The 19,873-nt window shown below is 39.6% G+C and carries 13 protein-coding genes and 1 pseudogene; 4 read left to right on the forward strand and 10 right to left on the reverse strand.

The window, feature by feature from the left end; genetic code table 11:
* Window position 1: 1 nt before the first annotated feature.
* The 6 genes and pseudogenes from EHV08_RS10340 to EHV08_RS10365 all read right to left on the reverse strand — a co-directional run bounded on the left by EHV08_RS10340 (window position 2) and on the right by EHV08_RS10365 (window position 11,052).
* A complete protein-coding gene (locus tag EHV08_RS10340) occupies window positions 2–3,436 on the reverse strand; it encodes a hypothetical protein (RefSeq protein WP_126679193.1) in 3,435 nt (1,144 codons plus the stop codon).
* Between the two features lie 3 nt (window positions 3,437–3,439).
* A complete protein-coding gene (locus EHV08_RS10345; RefSeq protein WP_126679194.1) occupies window positions 3,440–3,859 on the reverse strand; it encodes a hypothetical protein in 420 nt (139 codons plus the stop codon).
* 1 nt (window position 3,860) lies between these two features.
* Entirely contained in the window at window positions 3,861–6,377 is a 2,517-nt protein-coding gene (locus EHV08_RS10350; RefSeq protein ID WP_126679195.1) for a phosphoadenosine phosphosulfate reductase domain-containing protein, read from the reverse strand.
* A 20-nt stretch (window positions 6,378–6,397) separates the two neighbouring features.
* Window positions 6,398–6,805, reverse strand: coding sequence for a hypothetical protein (locus tag EHV08_RS10355; RefSeq protein WP_126679196.1), 408 nt, complete (start codon window positions 6,803–6,805; stop codon window positions 6,398–6,400).
* 612 nt (window positions 6,806–7,417) lie between these two features.
* Entirely contained in the window at window positions 7,418–9,967 is a 2,550-nt protein-coding gene (locus tag EHV08_RS10360) for a DEAD/DEAH box helicase family protein (RefSeq protein WP_126679197.1), read from the reverse strand.
* 120 nt (window positions 9,968–10,087) lie between these two features.
* Window positions 10,088–11,052, reverse strand: a pseudogene (locus tag EHV08_RS10365) (Fic family protein).
* A gap of 645 nt (window positions 11,053–11,697) precedes the next feature.
* Between EHV08_RS10365 and EHV08_RS10370 the strand changes: the two are divergent.
* Together EHV08_RS10370 and EHV08_RS10375 are read left to right on the forward strand one after the other, a co-directional pair.
* Complete coding sequence (locus tag EHV08_RS10370; RefSeq protein ID WP_126679198.1) at window positions 11,698–12,999, forward strand: ATP-binding protein; 1,302 nt, start codon at window positions 11,698–11,700, stop codon at window positions 12,997–12,999.
* Window positions 13,000–13,005: 6 nt separating this feature from the next.
* Window positions 13,006–13,392, forward strand: a complete 387-nt coding sequence (locus EHV08_RS10375; RefSeq protein ID WP_126679199.1) for a hypothetical protein — start codon at window positions 13,006–13,008, stop codon at window positions 13,390–13,392.
* Between the two features lie 54 nt (window positions 13,393–13,446).
* Here EHV08_RS10375 and EHV08_RS10380 read toward each other — a convergent pair whose 3' ends face one another.
* From EHV08_RS10380 to dnaK, 3 genes are all read right to left on the reverse strand, one after another.
* The gene (locus EHV08_RS10380) at window positions 13,447–13,908 is read right to left on the reverse strand and encodes a DUF6078 family protein (RefSeq protein WP_126679200.1); all 462 of its coding nucleotides are present in this window, start codon (window positions 13,906–13,908) and stop codon (window positions 13,447–13,449) included.
* Window positions 13,909–13,935: 27 nt separating this feature from the next.
* Window positions 13,936–14,547 (reverse strand): peptide chain release factor 1, encoded by a 612-nt coding sequence (locus tag EHV08_RS10385; RefSeq protein WP_203227067.1) that lies wholly within the window; start codon window positions 14,545–14,547, stop codon window positions 13,936–13,938.
* Between the two features lie 76 nt (window positions 14,548–14,623).
* Entirely contained in the window at window positions 14,624–16,534 is a 1,911-nt protein-coding gene (gene dnaK, locus EHV08_RS10390; RefSeq protein ID WP_126679202.1) for a molecular chaperone DnaK, read from the reverse strand.
* Window positions 16,535–16,776: 242 nt separating this feature from the next.
* Here dnaK and EHV08_RS10395 point away from each other — a divergent pair, with 242 nt between their 5' ends.
* Both EHV08_RS10395 and EHV08_RS10400 read left to right on the forward strand, forming a co-directional pair.
* Window positions 16,777–17,586: an AAA family ATPase gene (locus EHV08_RS10395; RefSeq protein WP_126679203.1), complete on the forward strand. Its 810-nt coding sequence runs from the start codon at window positions 16,777–16,779 to the stop codon at window positions 17,584–17,586.
* Window positions 17,587–17,655: 69 nt separating this feature from the next.
* On the forward strand, window positions 17,656–18,651 hold the full coding sequence (locus EHV08_RS10400; protein ID WP_126679204.1) for a DUF4435 domain-containing protein: 996 nt from the start codon (window positions 17,656–17,658) through the stop codon (window positions 18,649–18,651).
* A 286-nt stretch (window positions 18,652–18,937) separates the two neighbouring features.
* Here the strand turns inward: EHV08_RS10400 and trmB are convergent, their stop codons facing one another.
* Window positions 18,938–19,711 carry a tRNA (guanosine(46)-N7)-methyltransferase TrmB gene (trmB, locus tag EHV08_RS10405; protein WP_126679205.1) on the reverse strand — a complete coding sequence of 258 codons (774 nt, stop codon included), beginning with the start codon at window positions 19,709–19,711 and terminating at the stop codon, window positions 18,938–18,940.
* Window positions 19,712–19,873: the final 162 nt, after the last annotated feature.

The raw sequence follows: 19,873 nt of genomic DNA on the forward strand, positions 1-19,873 counted from the left end.
TTTATTTTAATATGGTGTCGAGAATTGTATCATAGCCCAAATCGCACAATGCCTCCAGCAACTGTTTCGCTTCGTCGATGGACGATATAGACTGAATACGAGCTTTCGCTTTCGAGTGTTTACCTGTGTCAATCGCTGGCGGCTCTGAAACACTTGTACCAGGATTGTCGTCTTGAGGGGCAGGGTTAGGCGTTGGCTCGACTTGATTAAGTCTTAATTTCCAGTTCTTCAATTGCTCTATGACAGCAGCTTCTGTCCAAAGGCCTACTCCTGATTCCATATGTTGACGAATATAAGCTAAAGCTGTTTCGTAGTCGCTTAACTGTAGGTTTACTATCTCGTCAGATAACAGATAGTTGCGGAAACCATTTTCAAAGTTGTTCTCCACATCATAGTTTAGAAGAGGCATGTATTCATACTTGACTTCCGTGATTAATCCATCAGTTTCTACCATAAGAGCAGGATTCTTACTTCCGACCTCTGTATAGATAGTAATGATGTTGTCCGTCAGTTTTGCTATTTTGTCCTTGCAATTAAGTGCTTGAAGCTTATCACAATATTTGATTGCCCACAAAGGGAAACCAGCCTCAGGACAAAAGCCATTTCGAAGAGCCCATCGTGCATCTGTCAAACTGGTAACGTCTTTGTAATCTTTGAGTTTACCAAGTTGAAACATGGAAATCAATCCTTTGGCAATAGAACCTTCCTCTTTAGTCTCAAACTTTACATCAACTTTATGTATATTACTTGAAGCTCCGTCCCATATTTTGAAGGTGTAATCTATCAGTTCTTGCATTCGTTGAGCATTAATAGGCTTTCCATTTGTGTCGAAAACTTTATCAACGTATGGGCGTAAGGCGAATGCCAGCATACCATATCCTGCATGAGACTTGAATAAACCATAAGGTGGCATTGTCAATTCTCTAAATTTATCAGCAAAATTAAAGATATTCTGCTTATCGGTATGGTCAATCCTTGACTTCACGAACCTTGATACTACATATAATGGATGTTTCGTGTCAACTCCAGATTTAAACTGAAGGTTGTCATCAACACTATCCTGTAGAAGCAATTGAATATGTTTTGCCGGACCTATACAACGTGTAGTTATTTCATCTTTTGTGTTAAAAGACAATACCGTATCAGCAGTTTTATTAGAGAACTGTTTTACCCAACATGTAGAGGGTGCCTTCAGACGTAGAATCTCTAAGGATTCTGGTCCTGAATAGAATATGTTCGGTGCAATACTGCTATTTATAATGCTAGGCAATGTGCGCGAAGAAATAACCGAATTTTGTCCCTTTAAATATATTGTGCATGTGCCAGATGAAATATCTTTCATCCAATCGCAAATAATTGCTTTTGCATTGTCTGTATGAGATTTCGTTTGTTCAGCATACCCATGTTTGCCAGAACAGATGGCGTTTGCTTGATATTCTATGAAACGATCAAATTCTAGTGACTCTAAAATCGTATCAAAAACGACAAATGCAACATTTTGGAAACGTTCATCATTCATTGCCTTTGTTGCAATTTCCTTAATGGCTGCAAGTTCAGAATTTGTACGAGCCATTAATAAAGTAAGATATACTTCATATGACTCTGTCTCTTTATATTTAATCTCAATATTGTGTAATAGCGAGTATTCATTATTGTCCTCAGAATAGAAATCAAAAGATAGTGGACGATTGACCATTTTCAATTTCTTTTCCATCTCTTTTCTGGCAGTATCACCATAGTTTAAAATTTGAGATGTAAATCTAAAATCTTTATCAAGAAGTTGCTGCTTTATTTCCTCAATTTCTTTTGTGTCAAGAGCCGAAAAACGTATTTCATAAATCCCCTGTGGTGAACGCTGAACAACACCCTCTGTATTAATCCACTCGAGTATTTCATCCATATCTTTGTCAATGGGAGTTCCTACATACATATTGCGGATGTTTTCTTCGCTTGGAGTTACAGTTTCGTTTGCTGCAAGATTATTAAAAGCATTGAGTAGTAAAATTGCCTTAAATACAGCAAGGTACGCATCACCTTTCTTGGCGACGTGCAGTTTATATGAATTAAAACGCTCCGTTACGACACCATACTTCGTAGTTTTATTGTTGAATTCATCCAACACAAAATCCCACAAATAGTCTGATGTAATCATTTGTCCCTGCTCGAAGAATTGTTCATTGTCAAGGAATTCGCGAATAGCAGGATTGCTTCCCAAAAATTCGAAAACACTTCTTGATGAAGACCCTACTTCACGCGCATAATATGTTGCCATATTTGCCGTAGCAGGATGTACAGGGAATAGAGATTTAAGGTCTTCCAATGTTTCCATTGGATTATTGGATGTTTCCGCATATTTCTCATAAACTTCGCGCATTTGCGCAAAATACCTATCTGTCATTTCATGATATAGCGCATAAACAGGATTGCTACTATCTTGTTCATGCATAAACTTGCGAGACATAATCTTGAAAGCAGATACTGGTTCCATATTATAATGCATATAGTGGTATCTACCTGTCGTTTTCGTACGTTCGTCTGCTTTTAATTTATCTAATGCAGAAGGATGAGCAATATGAAGAATATAGGAATTGTTATTTGAACGCATTGTAGCTTCGGTCAATTCCTGAAGGCTAACCAATAATGATGCACCAATATCAAGATCCATAACGTCAGTAAACTCATCCCATATAAGGAAAATACCTTTATAATCGGTATTCTTGACAAGCTCATCTTGAACCTCAAAAAACCATTTACATAAGTTTTCCTGTTCGAGTCTGACATGAAGGCCAGAATTCCTGAGAGCATTTTTAGCTAATGAAAGAACAGCGGAAGAAGCATCCTTATCTTTTAATTCTTTGATTAATTTTTTGCGATCAGGTGCATACGATTGTAATTCTGTGTCATTACTGATTATTGTATCCCATATGGCAGGACTTTTCTCAATATTCGAAATGAAATTATCGAAATCTGTTTGCACAGTCACATCAATACCAGCATCATGTAATGCTTGCGTTATATGTAATTGTATTTGCAAGGAAAGGTCATATCGGTTGGAAATAGAGCATGGCCCATACATAGTCACAGGGAACAATCGTATATTTTCTCTAAAAGCATATAATGATTCACGAATAATAGAATACTTATCTGCACCGTATTCTTCGCCTATGTAATCTTCTATTTCTATAATCGGATCACACAGAAGGTGTTTGATAACAGCAGCGGCATGGCTTTTGCCTGTACCGTAAGTACCCTCTAACCAAAAAGAACGATGCTCGTCAACAATTTTGTTGCTGACAGAACCTATTATCTTTTGTAATATCTCATTAAACTGCTCATTAGGAATGAAGTTCTTCCATTCGTTACTTTCCTCAGTTTGAATATTATATGCGGATTTTGTTTCTCGAATCCGTATTGCGTCAGAATATCTTTTGGTCATAATCTATTTCAAGAAATTGTTTATTACTAATGTATGGAAATCTTCTCGCATCTGTTGCTCCTGCAATAAATCCCATAGTGCATTGTCCAGGAAAGCGTACTCGATATTTTCGCGAATTAGTTTAGCAGATGGAGTGTGAGTCTTTATTCTTGTCTTTTTCCATTTTAAGTGGAAGAATTCCTCGTTCTCTAGGAAATATAAAGGATATTGGTATGGTGTTATTGCTGCATATTGTTTTTGCAACTCCTCATATTTTTCTTTTATACTTTGGATTTCAAAGCGATTACTTTGCACGCCATCACCTATTAATTCTATTATTGACAAAAGCAACAAAGGTTTAGCCACGTTAACCTTGCCTTTGCATATAGAACAATGCAAAGAACTAAACGCATCTTTGTAAAATGAGACAAGAATTTGATTCATATTACCTAAAAAGTTTCTTTAATACATCGAGTGGTGTTAGTCCATCCTGTAAGGTTATGTGATTTAGTCCCATACTGAGGTTGGCAACTAATATTCTATCTTTTGCTGAATTTAGTGTTCTTAATCCTTTTTCAAATGTTTCTTTTGACAAGCAGAATTCTCGAACTATGCCGTTTTTACAGTCCTCGTCATAGAAATCCTTCACTCTTAAGGATGTTGTGCCATTAGCTTCTGAGAATTTATACAAAGAATAAGCCAATGCAATCTCTGATAGTTCTTTGAATTCATATCTTATAAGATGATTCTTATCATACTCAGCACCCTGACACAATGTTTCACCGCAAGGAGAATAATTGAATACCTGCATAAGTGCTTGGAAGGCATAGTCAATCGTGTTCTTAGAGAACGATGATGAGAAATAATCATAAGCAAGTTCTGATAAACTAGCACGATTGAAAGCATGATTAGGTTTTACATTGTTTGCAAACCAACTAACAAGTTCTGAATTATATACAATGTTAATCCAGATTAATGACCATATTAATTCTGGGTCATTAACCATGTTATCAATACAGAACTGTCCAAATTCAGTAAGAATATTTTTGGAATCTATAATTTCCGCATCTTTCAACCATGCCTTAAAACTAGGAACTTGCTTGTTACCAAGAGAGCTATTACCTACAATCCAAAATGTGACCTGAGAATCCGCAAAGAACTCAGACAACCATTCTTCTCGGATTCCAAAAGTACCATATTTGGAAATGTTACCTGCTTTTGCTTTATTTTCCATACTTTTTACTAATGAATCTGCAACAACACAGCCATGCTCATGAAAGTCAAGACAATTGTGACAGTGAGTGCATTTTGTTTTGTCAATTTTAATATCTGGATATACAGAAAGTGCTCCTGTAGGACATTCAACTTCACACACCTCACAACTTATACAGTATGTTGTTTTGTACAATACACGCTTTAATGCTTTAACTAGCATTATGTCTGAGGCATTGTATAATGTGAATGTGTAATTTGAATCATCCTTATAATTTATCTCAAATGCATATATTTTCTTTTTGAAATTAAACTCACCTTGGGCAACATTACCATTTCTTGACATTGTAAAATCACTTATAGTGATGAGCCATTTTTCAATATCGATTTTAGCATTACTTATTGAAGCGACCAAATGTGGAGTGCTTTTTATGAATTCAACAGATGATTTCTGTGAAACAAAATTTCCACTTGCTCTAAGTCTCCACTTACGTTCTTGTATGTATTCATCTATATTAGGAATTTTTCTGTCTTTTGCGATAGTGATAATTCTATTAAGAAAAGGAGCCAGGTTAGATTTAAACCTGTTGTTCACTACCATATCATCCCAAGGAGACGAAAAAGGACAGAAAATACAGCCTACACGAGGCTTTCCCATTCGATATGCCTTGTTTATTGTAAGATTATATCGAAACAAATAGATGAAAATCTCTGTGGTATTCCATTTCAATATTGGTCTTGCATTAGTCACGAATGAATGCTTAACTCCTTTTCCAATACGCTCGTAACTTGAACGTTTTACACTCTCCTCAGATCTCACTCCTTCGAAAGCAAGTACCTTCGCTTGCTTATTTGAGTTGGGAAGTTTGAGCATTCTATATAGTGGGGCTGTTTTCATCACGGCACAGCACCATCTATGTTTATCACTAGGCGTTCCTATCTTATCCCAATAATTGAGGACAGACTCATGATTTCTTGCTGTGCGGAATTTTAACGTTGGAAACTGTTCATGATAGTGTTTCTGCACTTCATCATATAGTTCTAAAGAACTTGGCAGTTCATAGCCTGTGTCTGAGTATATAACTTGAAATGAGTCTGGCGGAAGTGCACGAGTACAGAGGTCTAGCACAACTTGACTGTCTTTGCCGCCAGAGAATGAAGCGAGAAAATAGTCTATCTTTGTTGCTTTTAATACTTTCTTTCCTTGCTTCTCAGCTTCACTCAAAGGCATAATATCAAAGCTCTCGCAATCTTCCTTCACAATGGCCATTTTCTGTTTTGTCTTCTTCTCTTGAATTTCAGCGAGAGATTCAAAATCCATTCTGTTGGCAGCATGTTTTTCTGTCATGCGATTGGCTCCACTATATGTATCGTATATATCACGAATGAATTCAATAGCTTCGCTCTCGCAAAGGAACATTTGCTCTTTTGTATGTTCGAGCATTTTCTGCATATTGACTGGCTTCAGTTTTAACTTCTCTTTGCCTGGTTGAAATACTATAGTTGCTTTGTCATATATGTTAGCATCCTTAGCCTCAAAAACCAAGTCTCCACGATAGTAATACTCCTTGTTACATGCCCATAGCAACGGTTCTTCGCACTGTGGGTATTGCCATCCCAAAGTGTTAAGTCCAAGAAGGTCTAATTCTTCATAGAATACTGGACGAGGAGAGATATTTACCGTATCTTTCCCAACCAGTGAGCTCAACTTCACTCCTCCTGTTTCTCTATCCCATGAAACTTTAAACATATTTATTATAACACAAATTCTTATTTATATTTAGGCTCAGGGTATCTGTCTTTCCAGCCCTCGCCATAGATTTCATTTACATAATTGGCTGCGCCTTCATACAATAAATCAAACACTTCATCGTCTGAAATACCATTATTTTCAATGAGTTCATTAAGTCCCCATTCACCACAGCCTTCTGGGAAAATTTCCCCGTCTGGTTCAAACCATATATCCAATTCATTATTATAAAATGAATGGCTTGCTTGGTCACTGATATCAATGCATTTAGGATTAATCTTGCCGTCAATAATATCTTTTACCCAAGATTCTGTATCTTCTTCCATGCTTTCAGCTTGAGAAGAGGCCATGTCATAACCAACTTCTATCAAAGCTTTGCGCAATGATTCAGTCTTCTGTTCTTGTGTGAACACTTTTGTCTCTTCCATATCTATCTGTATCCAATCTTTAGATCAGAGTTAAGCAATGTGCCAATAACATCTGATAATAGATTTTGAATTATACGAATTTTCTTATATTGAATTGTCAAATTTTGAATACAAAGGTAATAATAAATAATGTAATAACTACCAAAACGTACAAAAAACATTTTGTTTTTGTGCAGAATTAACCAAAAGCGCAACTATAGGTGACATTTATCTTATAGTTGCACGTTTATTTGGTACATTTCCTTCTCCTCCGGATTAGAATTGATTAGTTCTTCAACCACTGAAGACCCATTTGCAAAAGACGGCTCAACGGATAATTCCGGTTGTTGAGCCGTAATGATTATTGTTTTCTCTGAGTTTATTTTAATTTCAATACATATACAACATGCTGTTCTAATATTTTTTGCTTGAAAAATCCGTTAGCAACAAATACAATACAGCCGCACAAGTATTGTGCCCTATGCGGCTGCTTTGTTATTTATAGATGTTTTCATACTTTACTTCCTCAAATATATCCTATACTGATTATCAATGACTTATATTTACATGGTACAAAAATGTTTCCTCAATTTGAATAGTATCAATTAGAAAACATCTTGGATGTTATCACCATCATAGGTTTGGCCCTTGGAGAGGAATTGGTGCTATCGAATAAAGTCCTTCCACATCTTTAAGCGTTAATTTATGAGTTTCTAACGCTTTCTTAATGTAGTCTTCATTAATGCTTTTTAAGTCATATTTGGAGAATTCGCCGATAAATCCTTTTATATTCTTTTTTAACTCAGTAAGCTCTTTAGAAGTTATAATGGAGACTTCTTTTGTGTAATTTGCTTTATCAGAAACCACATTGGTTTGATGAATATGGATATATTTAATATTTTTATCTATGCCATATGTTTTTTCAAACCAACCTATATGATTATTCATTTGTCCGACTTCTTCTTTTAAAATGCATTTTCTTGTAGATAACACTTCATTTTTACACTCAAATCCTATGAAATTTAAGCCATTAGGAAATATCCACAAATTATCAGGCCCTACATTATATTTGTGGTCTGGTCTTTGACTTATATAGCCTAATAATTTTCCAATTTCTTGAAGTGCAGCTTCAAATTTGTCTGATTTTGTACCAAAACTGAGGTCTGATAGAATTGCATCCATTTTCAGTGTCAAGTCCTCGTATGTTTTAAATCTACAAAGATATTCGTGGATAAGTGTAAGCGATTTTTGATTGATTGGACTTATAACCTTGTAGTTGCAGTTTAAAGGTTTTAGGACATAGGGATTTAAATCATGGGCTGTTTTTTGTATATTTTCAAACTCTATTTTACTTCTACGATAGACGCATTTTGCCATTAGTTGAAGATACCAACCTTTTTCTTGTTCTCTATCTTTAAAGTCTATGTTAATAAGGTCTTGATATATTTTCTCCGCTCTTGAATAATCTGATTTTATGCAAGCCTGTTCTGCTCTAAATTCTTTTATTATTATGTCTATAAGAGGGTGTGCTTCTTCTTTCAGCTTAATATCATCCATCGCTTCTTTATAGAACTGCTTCCAATTCTCATCACGATTAAGACATTGACTTATTACTTCGGAAAATGCTTTTCCTGCGGTTTGAATATCCGAAATTTCATCTTTCACACTATTTGAAACATCTTCTCCTATTTTAATTTGCATTAATGTTTGGGGAGAGAAAAGATTTTGATTAATAGATGTCTTAATAAAACTAACCAAGTCTTCACCTACTATAAGAATTACGCTATAATCTTTTTCACTTCTTACGCTTCTTCCTAGTCCTTGTTCAATTTTTTGTGCTATCTTTGTTGTGATAAGTGCACTATCTTCCCTACATTGTTGCTCATATCTATCCGATAGATTCCCAAATGAAGGTAGAGAATCTAGTACTAATATTCGACATTGATTATCTGCAAGATCTATTCCGTCATATCTATTTATGAACACGACAGTGTGGTTATAGGGACCACCGCTTCTCAAGTAGTTAACTTCTTCAGGAAGTTTACCCCTAATTGCAATCTTAGCTCCTCTCTTTTCATAATCATCTCCCCACCACAGAGAAGGAACTAGAGCGACTTTGCTAATAATTCCTTTCACGGAGGATTTACAAACAAAATTGCGAATATTTTCTGAATTGAGACTTTTATCTATTCGTGTTGGAAATAATATCATTTTCTCTCCAGACCATTTTGTTAACGAATTTGTTAATGGATGTATAACAGATTCTTTACTCATCATTAATCCTTTTATAAAAAAAGAATCATCTTGAGTCGTTGCAGACATTAAGATACGTTGATCTGCTTTTGTAAAAGAAGTAAATCTATGAATTAAATTATAATCAGGTGTTATCTCTATACCAGAACCTGTAAAATAGGCAGTACAATCGCTCCATATATCTTTTAAGAGAGGATATACAAATTTAACTTCATCACAGTCCTGTTGTTGATTCATATATTCAGCAACTTCGTTTTGTTTGTCTATCCAGTCCCAATAAGGTACAGGCATAAGTTCATAAGAGCTTTCTGTGTTTTTTATATCTATATATGTTCCTTCACCCTGCTTTCGCATAGATGCTTCGAACAAAGATAAAAAATATTTATAAATATCAGATTGTCGATTGGCTTTAATAGAAAAAGCACTACGAATGGAATCTATACAAGCATGAGAGTCATCAAGAACTATAGTTCCGATTTTTATACTGTTATTGTCTATTCCAAACTGTGTTCGTCCATTAAAGAGTCGCTGAACATATGTTATCAAAATTTCTTTGCTCTCAAGGAATTCATCGGGTATTCTTTCTCCCTGTTTATGCAATTGGTGTTTTATGCCAAACTTGGTAGCATCATTTGATGCTTGTTCGGCCAATTGTATACTAGGGCAAACATAGAGGCAAGGTCCTTTACCACTATTTAATCTTGATTGTAATAGTAAGAGCCCAATGAGCGTTTTGCCTTCTCCCGTATGTAACTTTATTATTACATCACGATCATCATTATGATTGGTATACCAATCATCAAGTACAGATCTCTGAATAGGCCTTAAAGGACCAGCAGATGCTTGTCTATCCAGGTTAGAATAGATATTCACAGGATTTGTATCCTTTGCAAAGGATTTACTTTTGATTTTACTTTTAAAATCTATCATCTTTTTATATTTATTATGTTGCTTGTTTTTTACATGAATCTATGACTATATTGCTTTGATTCCATTTTAGAATGTACCTTAGGTTCATTGATTGTTATCTGGCCATGTTCCACCTTATATTCACACATTTTGCTCATAATAATATGAATAGTCAATACCTTTCATGAACATTTCTCTGTCGTCAATCTTGGTGGTGAGTGCAGGCTGTACCAAAGACTTGATATGCGTGCTATCAGTTACACTTTCACGCATGGCAGACAGATACTGGTTCTTGTCTATCTGACTCCAATCCACACACCGTTTTAGAGAACGCTTTAGCATGAGGTCGAGCCAAATGCGAGTACTGCGACCATTGCCCTCCATGAAAGGATGGGCAACGTTGCATAAATTCGGCAGCACTCGACCATTTGTGAACGAGTTCACATGGTACTCGCTTGCACGAATTTTCATTTTCACATATTTGTCCATAATCTCATTAAATTAAAGGTGGTTTCAGGCATTCGCTCTATTGTTTGCAGCGTAGTAGGGAAGTGCATGCAGTTAGCAAAGGTAAAGCCTCCTTTGGATATATTCTTAGTTCGGATTTGTCCTGCAAAGTCGTATAATCCGCCAAAGAGATAAGCATGTATCTGTTGTAGGCATTTGATGCTGCCAGGCTCTGCTGATTGTAAGATTCCACTTTCAAAGAGTTGATATGCTTTTTTCTTGCTCTGTCCATCAATGGTGTTGTCGCTGTAGGTGAACCAATCGAGAAATGACATTGCCTTGCTGTTTGGTATTGCCTTTGCCAATAAGATTACGCCCTTGCTATCCAACATATCTGTCAATCGTTGTTTACCATCCGGTGCTTGCAACTTGAACCGGTTAGTGGCACTAACCAGTTCGGTATCCTCTTTCTTCAACTTTGTTTTGAGATATTTCCAATAGTTTCTCGTCTTCTGATAATCGTCCTGCTCATTGATTGCTGCAATTATATCAAATACCGAGAACCACCACTTGTTGTGGTCGTCGTCCCACACAGCCCTCACTTCACGGTCGTTGAAGAAGCGGATGGATTGCTTATGTCGTTCTTGATGTTCTGCCATAGTGAATATTATTACTAATCTTGGGTGTTTTTCAACTCCTTTTGATTGACATGCAAATTTAATAAATATTTTTGTATAAAGAATGAAAAAACGTGAGAAAGTTGTTCTCTTATTGAAAGTTTATCATAGCACTTCTATTTCTATCTTTTATTTGATGAATGATTGTTGTTCTCTCTGATTTTGCTTTTGATTTCAAGGCATACATACCATGCTTTTCTAATATGTTTTTGGGTCGGATAATTCGTTGGTAATAAACATAATACAGCCGCATAAGGATTGTGTTCCTATGCGGCAGCACTGTTATTTATAGATGATTTCTTACTTTATTTATTCAAAGATAAACATTATTTAAATTCAGTGCATTACAAGAATGTGTAAACGGTAAGAAAACGTAATATGGTACATAAAGCCAACGTAGAAGACTTATCAAACCATATTGCTAAATCGTCAATGTGGTTTTGAGATGCTTTCTTTAGTCAGACACAAAGTCAAAAAAATAAATTTACCGCAAAAGCACTAACTAAAATGCCACAAAAACACCAAACAAAACATCACAAAAACACAAATCAAAACACCACAAAAACACCAAGCAATTTGCGAGGTTTATAAAAAAATAATATCTTTGCACCAAATTTAGTAAACAATATGGAATATCTCAAAAGAACAGCAGATGAATATCTGAGTCTGCTATTGGCTTCCTCCGGAGCTGTGCTCATAGAAGGCCCTAAGTGGTGTGGCAAAACCACAACTGCAGAGCAACAAGCAAATAGTGTTATCAGGCTGCAAGATCCTGATATGCGTGACAAATATCAGTCTACCATTAGAGTGAAACCTTCACTTCTACTGTCTGGTGGCACTCCACGTCTTATAGATGAATGGCAGGAGGCTCCTGTGCTATGGGACTCGGTGCGAGTTATGGTTGATAAACGAAACGAGTTTGGGCAATTTATTTTGACAGGTTCCAATTCTATTGACCCAAAGAAAAAAAGTGAATTTGTTAAACATTCTGGTAGCGGTAGAATTGCAAAGATGCAAATGCTTCCAATGAGTCTTTATGAATCTTTGGAGTCTAATGGCAAAATTTCAATAAAAGAACTATTTGATAATCAGGATTTGGACATTGATGGTGTAATGTCTGACATGTCTATTGAAGAACTGATATTTGCTGCTTGTCGTGGTGGATGGCCAGCTTCGTTGTATGCTAAGTTTGATAAAGCAAAACTGCAAATAGCCAAGAACTACGTACAAATAGTGTGTAGTACAGATATGTCGACAATAGATGGCGTAAGAAGAAACGAAAAAGTAGCAAGCGCAATACTTCAGAGTTATGCACGTAATATCTCGACGTTGGCAAAGAAGACCGTGGTGTATCGAGATGTCAACGAGCACTTGGAGGGTGTCAGTACAACGTCATTCGATGCATATCTTGATGCACTCGAACGCTTGTTCGTCATTCAAGATATTGATGCATGGAGTCCTGCTATTCGTTCTGCATCAGCCATACGTCGTGGTTCTAAGCGTGAATTTGTCGATCCTTCAATTGCTGTTGCTGCCTTAGGATTGTCGCCAGAGGCACTCTATACAGATTTGAAAACCTTTGGATTCTTGTTCGAATGCATGGCCATCCGTGACCTTAAGGCTTATTCACTATCCCTTGGAGGTTCTATGTCTTATTATCACGACAGATATGATTTAGAAGCAGATGCTGTTCTTCATATTGATGATGGGCGATATGCCCTAATTGAATTCAAATTAGGAAGCCGTGAAATAGAAGAGGGAGCTGAACACTTAAAAGAAATCAAAAGATTAGTACAAGAACATAATATAACTGAAAGACAAATCAAACTTCGTGAGCCAGACTTGCTGATGGTTATCACCGGAGGAGAAATGGCCTACACTCGTCCTGATGGTGTCAAGGTCATTCCGCTGGCTTGTCTGAAAGACTAACAAGTAATGCAGTTTGCAGTTAAGATTAAGAATACTTATTTTGATAAAGAATATGTTTCGGAACTCAAACAGTTCTTGAAATACGAAGCCAATTCGGTAGTTGCTCGATATTCCATATATCCGGTTTTCTTTGGCTTGGCTATTTTATATGCATTTGGTACTGCACATTCCTCTGTAAGTGTTTGTGGAGAGTTCTCTTCCTTTGCAGGATTTGTAGTGTTGGAATTGTTGCTTGCAGTAGGTTTAATATGGGTTATCTTTACTTTCGTCCATCCTTATGATAAGATTGCCCAGCGCAATCGTCATCGAGAGATAAACAGAATCATGTTACGCTTCAAAGGAAGTTGTGATAAGGAGACAGAGATGAGAATCATCCAAGGAACGACTAAATAAGAGGGTAATTAAATATAAATAGTCAGAGTATGTCAAGTATAGAGAGCGAGATACCTACTTGTATCTTACCAACCGCATCAGCGCGGGGTATTGTTCTTCAAAGCGGTCGAACTCGATTGCATAGCCATCGTAGCCCATTTCGGTAAAGGCGAGGCGGATATCTCGTTGCTCTTCCTCCGTGATGGCGCGTCGCTGCTGCTTCACCTTGTAATAGATGTCTGGGCCGAAGCAGGACATGACTTTCCTTTTTGCTCCGTGCAAGTCAGCAGCTCGCACCTTGTCGTAGATGCTCGATATGCCCCACGCGTAGCGTTCCTTGTGCTCGGGTTCATAGAGCGGACAGGGTTGCGCACCCGTTACCACATACGGATTTAGAACCATATACCGCTCCTTCGTACTCATTTCTAGCATCGTGTAAGCTGTATGGCGCAACAAGCACTGGCTGGCTTTCTCGCAGTGAGTGCCAGCACAGTGTGCGTAGTCAATGTCTAATTGGTTGTATTCTTCAAGGGTCATAGAAGGAAATGTTGTTGTGTATTTACTTTAACCAAGACATGACCAAATGGCAGGATTGGTTATAATATTTGCAAGTATATTTGAAGCAACATTTTCGCCAAACGACTTTATTTTATCAATGAGTTTGGGCTTAGCTTTTTCCAAATCCCCCTTTTCTTCTTCTACAATCTGCTTTATCTCTTTTAGCTGAGTTACCGAAAGTTGGTCTTCAAGTGCTTTTACGAGAATCTCAATAGTTTGCTGTTGAGACTGCTGCTGGGATTGGGTATTCGTATTGCTTATGTTGTTATTTATGTTGATATTCTTATATCCTTTAGAACTATTAGGCTTTTCTTTCTCTACAATATCCGGATACTCTAAAAAGGCTTCGAGAATGGCTAATAATTCCTCTTGTTGTTCAGGACACAATTTCTCTTTACTAATACGCCCAAAGTTATCAACATCTTTATCACCGGGAAATTGCGTGTCTAAGAATCTCTTAGTCCTTGTCAACCATTTTATATAAAGTTTGTTATCTTCGTATACATAATACGAAGGCATAGGAACGTTAGGTGGAGGTAACCTCTTTTCTAACAGGGGAATCCTTTCTTTCTGCTCCTTAATAAGGGCTTCCAACGTTGTTCGTGCTTCTTTTTCCATAATTTATAAATTGAGATTAAACACAATAATCGCAGCTAATCCTTTCGGACAGCTGCGATTACATTAATACTTATTCTTACTTCACTTCCTCAAAGTCTGCATCCTGAACGGTGTCGTCATTGTTGCTCTGTTGACCGCCGGCCTGTTGTCCGCCTTGGAAGCCTTGGTCTGCGCCCGGCTGAGCACCGCCTGTCTGCTGATACATCTTGGCACTTGCTGCCTGCATCACCTGATTCAGTTCGTTCATTGCTGCGTCAATGGCTGCGATGTCACTATTCTTGTGCGCTTCCTTGAGTTTTGCCACGGCAGTTTCTACTCCTGCCTTGTCGTCGCCCAGTTTGTCGCCATTCTCTTTGAGGAAATTCTCGGTAGAGAAAATCATTGAGTCGGCTTGGTTGAGTTTATCAATCTTCTCGCGTTCGCGCTTGTCGGCTTCAGCATTTGCTTCTGCTTCTGCCTTCATGCGGTCGATTTCCTCTTGGCTAAGACCGCTGCTTGCCTCGATGCGAATCTTCTGCTCCTTACCGGTCCCCTTGTCTTTCGCGCTTACATTGAGGATACCGTTGGCATCGATGTCGAAACTTACCTCAATCTGTGGTTCTCCGCGCTGTGCCGGAGCGATGCCATCGAGATTGAACTGACCGATGCTCTTGTTCTGCGAAGCCATCGGACGTTCGCCTTGCAGCACGTGGATTGTCACAGCTGTCTGGTTGTCAACGGCCGTTGAGAATGTTTCGGTCTTCTTGCACGGAATGGTAGTGTTTGCCTCGATGAGTTTTGTCATCACGCCGCCGAGGGTCTCGATGCCCAGTGTCAGCGGAGTAACATCGAGCAACACGATGTCCTGACCTGTTTCTTGGTTTAGGATTGCGCCCTGTATTGCTGCTCCTACGGCAACCACCTCGTCCGGGTTTACGCCCTTTGAAGGCTCTTTTCCGAAATAGTTCTTCACCAAAGTCTGAACGGCAGGAATTCGGCTCGAACCACCCACGAGTATTACCTCGTTGATGTCTGATGCAGAAAGTCCGGCATCTTTCATTGCTTTCTGGCATGGTTCAAGACAAGCCTGTATCAGGTTGTGTGCCAACTGCTCGAACTTAGCGCGTGTCAGACTCTTCACCAAGTGCTTTGGCACTCCGTCCACCGGCATGATGTAAGGCAGGTTAATCTCTGTGCTTGTAGAAGATGAAAGTTCAATCTTTGCCTTTTCTGCCGCCTCTTTGAGTCGTTGCATTGCCATCGGGTCAGCCGTGAGGTCGGCTCCTTCGTCGTTCTTGAACTCCTGAACGAGCCAGTCTATTATCACTTGGTCGAAGTCGTCGCCACCCAGGTGAGTGTCACCATTAGTACTGAGCACCTCGAACACGCCTCCTCCGAAGTCGAGGATACTAATATCGAATGTACCGCCACCAAGGTCGAACACGGCAATCTTCATATCCTTGTTTGTCTTATCCACACCGTAAGCCAATGCTGCGGCAGTAGGCTCGTTCACGATACGGCGCACGTTGAGTCCCGCAATCTCTCCGGCCTCTTTCGTAGCCTGACGCTGTGAGTCGGAGAAGTATGCCGGCACGGTGATAACCGCATCCGTAACTTCCTGTCCGAGGTAATCTTCAGCGGTTTTCTTCATCTTCTGAAGCACCATTGCACTGATTTCCTGCGGAGTATATTTGCGTCCTTCAATTTCCACACGCGGGTATCCGTTTTCGTTCACCACACTGTAAGGCATGCGCGAAATTTCTTTCTCTGTCTGCTGCCAGTTTTCGCCCATGAATCGCTTGATGCTGTAAACGGTGTTCTTTGGGTTTGTGATGGCCTGACGTTTAGCCGGGTCACCAATCTTACGCTCCCCATCCTTTACGAAACCAATCACCGATGGTGTGGTGCGCTTGCCCTCGCTGTTGGTTATTACTACCGGTTCGTTACCTTCGAAAACGGCAACGCAACTGTTTGTAGTTCCTAAGTCAATTCCAATAATCTTTCCCATAATCTTATTTTTTTATTTGTTATTCCACATTAATTATCCGGATATGCACTGTCGGCCATCCGCTTAACGATAAAACAAACACCATGCCAATGCGACAGGTTGGGCATGTCATGACAAAAGAACTGACATTTTGTCAAGTACGTCGTGACTCTGTTGTTTTCATAAACTTGGAAAAATGTTGCTGTTACGTCATTGCGGAATGGAAAAAAAATGTTATATTTGCAAACAAATACTACCGGAGTATGAAACACGCAGATTATATAGAACAGATAGAGATTGATTCGCTATGGAGCGGTAAACGCCATGTGGTTTGGAATCTTGACAGGCGTGTGAACGTGCTTAGCGGCATCAACGGTGTGGGAAAGAGTACGATAATAAACAAGGTGGTAAAGAGCATCGAGGCCGATGGTAACATCGCGAATCCCACCTTGAAAGGAGTGCACATAAAGACCAGTCCGGCAGATGCCACGCATATACGCTTCGACGTGATACGTTCATTCGACCGCCCTATTGTCAATGGTGACATGACGAGCCGTATGGATCACGGTCTTGCCACCGAACTCGACCTGCAGTTGTATAAGTTGCAGCGCAAATATCTCGACTATCAGGTGAACATGGGCAACCGCATCATCGAAGCATTGCATCATGGTGACACACAGGCGGCGCAGGCGATAAGCGAACCGAAGAAGAAATTCCAAGACATCATAGACGAACTTTTCCGTGAGACTGCCAAGAAGATTGTGCGGACAGAGAACGAGATACGTTTCTCGCAGATAGGCGAGACGCTTTTGCCCTACCAACTCTCGTCGGGCGAAAAGCAGATGCTTGTGATATTGCTCACCGTTCTCGTTGAGGACAAACTGCCATACATACTCTTCATGGACGAGCCGGAGGTGAGTCTGCATGTGGATTGGCAGGAACGCTTGATAAGTATCATACTTGAGATGAATCCCAACGTTCAGGTAATTCTTACCACCCATTCGCCTGCGGTGATAATGAACGGCTGGATGGGTCACGTTACGGAGGTGAACGATATTCTGATTGACACCTGAGGCTTGACGAATTATCGTTCAAGAAAGTCCTTTTGTCAGTTATAATTTTCTCAATTTCAATTCTTTATCATGTCAAACAGGCTTAGAGAAAAAATATCGTCAAAATACCTTGAAGCGGCCAACCGCCTGCGTTCAAAGACGGCGCGGCGGCGTATCGTGGCCTATGTGGAGAGTTACGATGATGTGTTTTTCTGGCGCACGGTGCTCTCGATGTATGAAGACGAGACGCGCTATTTCGAGGTTTTGCTGCCCTCCACCCGCACTCTGGAACGAGGAAAGAAGTCCGCAATTATGCGAATACTTGAAGAAAGGGTGGGGCGTGACATGATTGCGTGTGTGGATGCGGACTACGACTACCTCATACAGGGTGCCACCGAGACGAGCCGAAAGGTAATCAGCAATCCGTACGTGTTCCATACTTTTGCCTATTCCATAGAAAATCTGCAATGTTACGCGCCATCGCTGCATAATGTTTGCGTTGCAGTGACGCTCAACGACCATCAACTGCTCGATCTCAACGAGTTCATGCGCCAATACAGTCTCGCCATTTTCCCGCTCTTCGTGTGGAGTATATGGCACTATCGGCGACCTATATATATCGATTTCACCATAACCGACTTCAACCGTGTCATCGAGTTCGGCGGCTTCAAGGTTGACAACCCGTATGCCTCGATTGCCAACATACGTCACAAGGTGGGCAAGCGCATTGCCATGTTGCAGCGCAAGCATCCGGATGCAAAGGAGAGTTATCTGGAACTGAAGCGTGAATTGATAGAGAAGTTGGGCGTGAAGCCGGATGAGACTTATCTTTATATACAAGGACATCATCTGCTTGAAAGAGCGGTGCTGCCCATGCTCGACAAAATATGCTCGCAACTCATACGCGAACGTGAGATGGAAATACGCCGACAGGCAATGCACCAAACGCAGATGCGCAACGAACTGTCGTGTTACAGTCACAGCACACAGGACATCGAACAGATGCTGAAGAAAAATATTTCTTACATGAAGTCTCCGCTGTTCCAACGTATTCAACAGTCTGTGGAGGAATATTTGTTACACTGATCAAACGCTTGTTTGTTTTTGATAATCAGTGGTTTCTGCGAGGAGGGAAATCAAGACAATCGCATTCGTGGTTGTAATACTTGCTTGTAAACTACTAAAATACGGATCACAGCATATCGGTATGTTTGCAAAATGGGCGATTTTGCAAACCAATTTCGCCCAAATTGCGATGCAAAATCGCCCATTTTGCCAAGCAAAACGGCCCAAATTGGTTTGCGTTATGTTTTTACCAAGGCTCATTTACGATATGAGACAAACCCCAATCGGTCGTAAATGATGAGGGTTGTTATTTCGCTTTGTCTTTTGCGCTCCTCTTTTCGCGTTTGTAACTGCGGTACTCATCGAGCGGAATTTCCACATCGCTTTCGGTCAATACACCTTCATGGGGCAGTAGGAATTTCATGTAACGTATGTTCAGACCGCGATCTATCCACATCTGTTCATAGTAAGTATGTATGGAGAGAATGTTCTTTGTCTGTTCATCGCCCTGCATGTCGCTGCCGTAGAGGTCTTCCGTGCATACTATTATAGGCAGGTTGTTGTGCTCAACCATAAGTCGGGTGTATGTGAAGAGGAAATTTGAGTCGGTTTTCAGATGTATTATGCCCCTGTCAAGGAGGAAACGGCGGTAACGCTCCATGAAGAATGTGGATGAAAGTCGCTTTCGTGGGTTCTTCATTTGTGGGTCGCTGAACGTGAGCCAAATCTCCTGTACCTCTCCTTCGGAGAAAAATCGGTCGATAATCTCGATGTTGGTGCGCAGGAAAGCAACGTTTTTCAGCCCCTCGGAGACAGCCTGTGTCGCGCCGGTCCACATCCTCGCTCCCTTTATGTCCACTCCGATGAAATTGATGTCGGGGAACATTCGGGCCAGTCCCACGGCATACTCACCTTTGCCACAACCCAGTTCGACCACTATCGGGTTGTCATTGTGAAAATAATCCTCGCGCCAGCGGCCCTTCATTTCGAACGGAACGTTCTCTACAACCGAATAAGGATATTGGAACACGTTATCATAGCGTTCCATATCGGCGAATTTTGCCAGTTTCCCTTTGCCCATATTTCTTTTTTTGTGCAAAGGTAGTGGAAGGCTGTTGAACTACAAAGAAAATTTGATATTTTTAGTGTGTTTAACCTTATTGTCGTCACCTATTTGTGGATTAAAGAATGAATATTGAAATGAAAAAATGGAAAATTCAATCGAAAATTATTTTATATAAAA

Source organism: Prevotella koreensis (genome assembly GCF_003977605.1).
GTDB lineage: Bacteria > Bacteroidota > Bacteroidia > Bacteroidales > Bacteroidaceae > Prevotella > Prevotella koreensis.

Bases quoted from the DNA above. Each gene is read 5' to 3' on its own strand.
- EHV08_RS10340 (WP_126679193.1), bottom strand. From the start codon at position 3,436: ATGACCAAAAGATATTCTGACGCAATACGGATTCGAGAAACAAAATCC.
- EHV08_RS10345 (WP_126679194.1), bottom strand. From the start codon at position 3,859: ATGAATCAAATTCTTGTCTCATTTTACAAAGATGCGTTTAGTTCTTTG.
- EHV08_RS10350 (WP_126679195.1), bottom strand. From the start codon at position 6,377: ATGTTTAAAGTTTCATGGGATAGAGAAACAGGAGGAGTGAAGTTGAGC.
- EHV08_RS10355 (WP_126679196.1), bottom strand. From the start codon at position 6,805: ATGGAAGAGACAAAAGTGTTCACACAAGAACAGAAGACTGAATCATTG.
- EHV08_RS10360 (WP_126679197.1), bottom strand. From the start codon at position 9,967: ATGATAGATTTTAAAAGTAAAATCAAAAGTAAATCCTTTGCAAAGGAT.
- EHV08_RS10370 (WP_126679198.1), top strand. From the start codon at position 11,698: ATGGAATATCTCAAAAGAACAGCAGATGAATATCTGAGTCTGCTATTG.
- EHV08_RS10375 (WP_126679199.1), top strand. From the start codon at position 13,006: ATGCAGTTTGCAGTTAAGATTAAGAATACTTATTTTGATAAAGAATAT.
- EHV08_RS10380 (WP_126679200.1), bottom strand. From the start codon at position 13,908: ATGACCCTTGAAGAATACAACCAATTAGACATTGACTACGCACACTGT.
- EHV08_RS10385 (WP_203227067.1), bottom strand. From the start codon at position 14,547: ATGGAAAAAGAAGCACGAACAACGTTGGAAGCCCTTATTAAGGAGCAG.
- dnaK (WP_126679202.1), bottom strand. From the start codon at position 16,534: ATGGGAAAGATTATTGGAATTGACTTAGGAACTACAAACAGTTGCGTT.
- EHV08_RS10395 (WP_126679203.1), top strand. From the start codon at position 16,777: ATGAAACACGCAGATTATATAGAACAGATAGAGATTGATTCGCTATGG.
- EHV08_RS10400 (WP_126679204.1), top strand. From the start codon at position 17,656: ATGTCAAACAGGCTTAGAGAAAAAATATCGTCAAAATACCTTGAAGCG.
- trmB (WP_126679205.1), bottom strand. From the start codon at position 19,711: ATGGGCAAAGGGAAACTGGCAAAATTCGCCGATATGGAACGCTATGAT.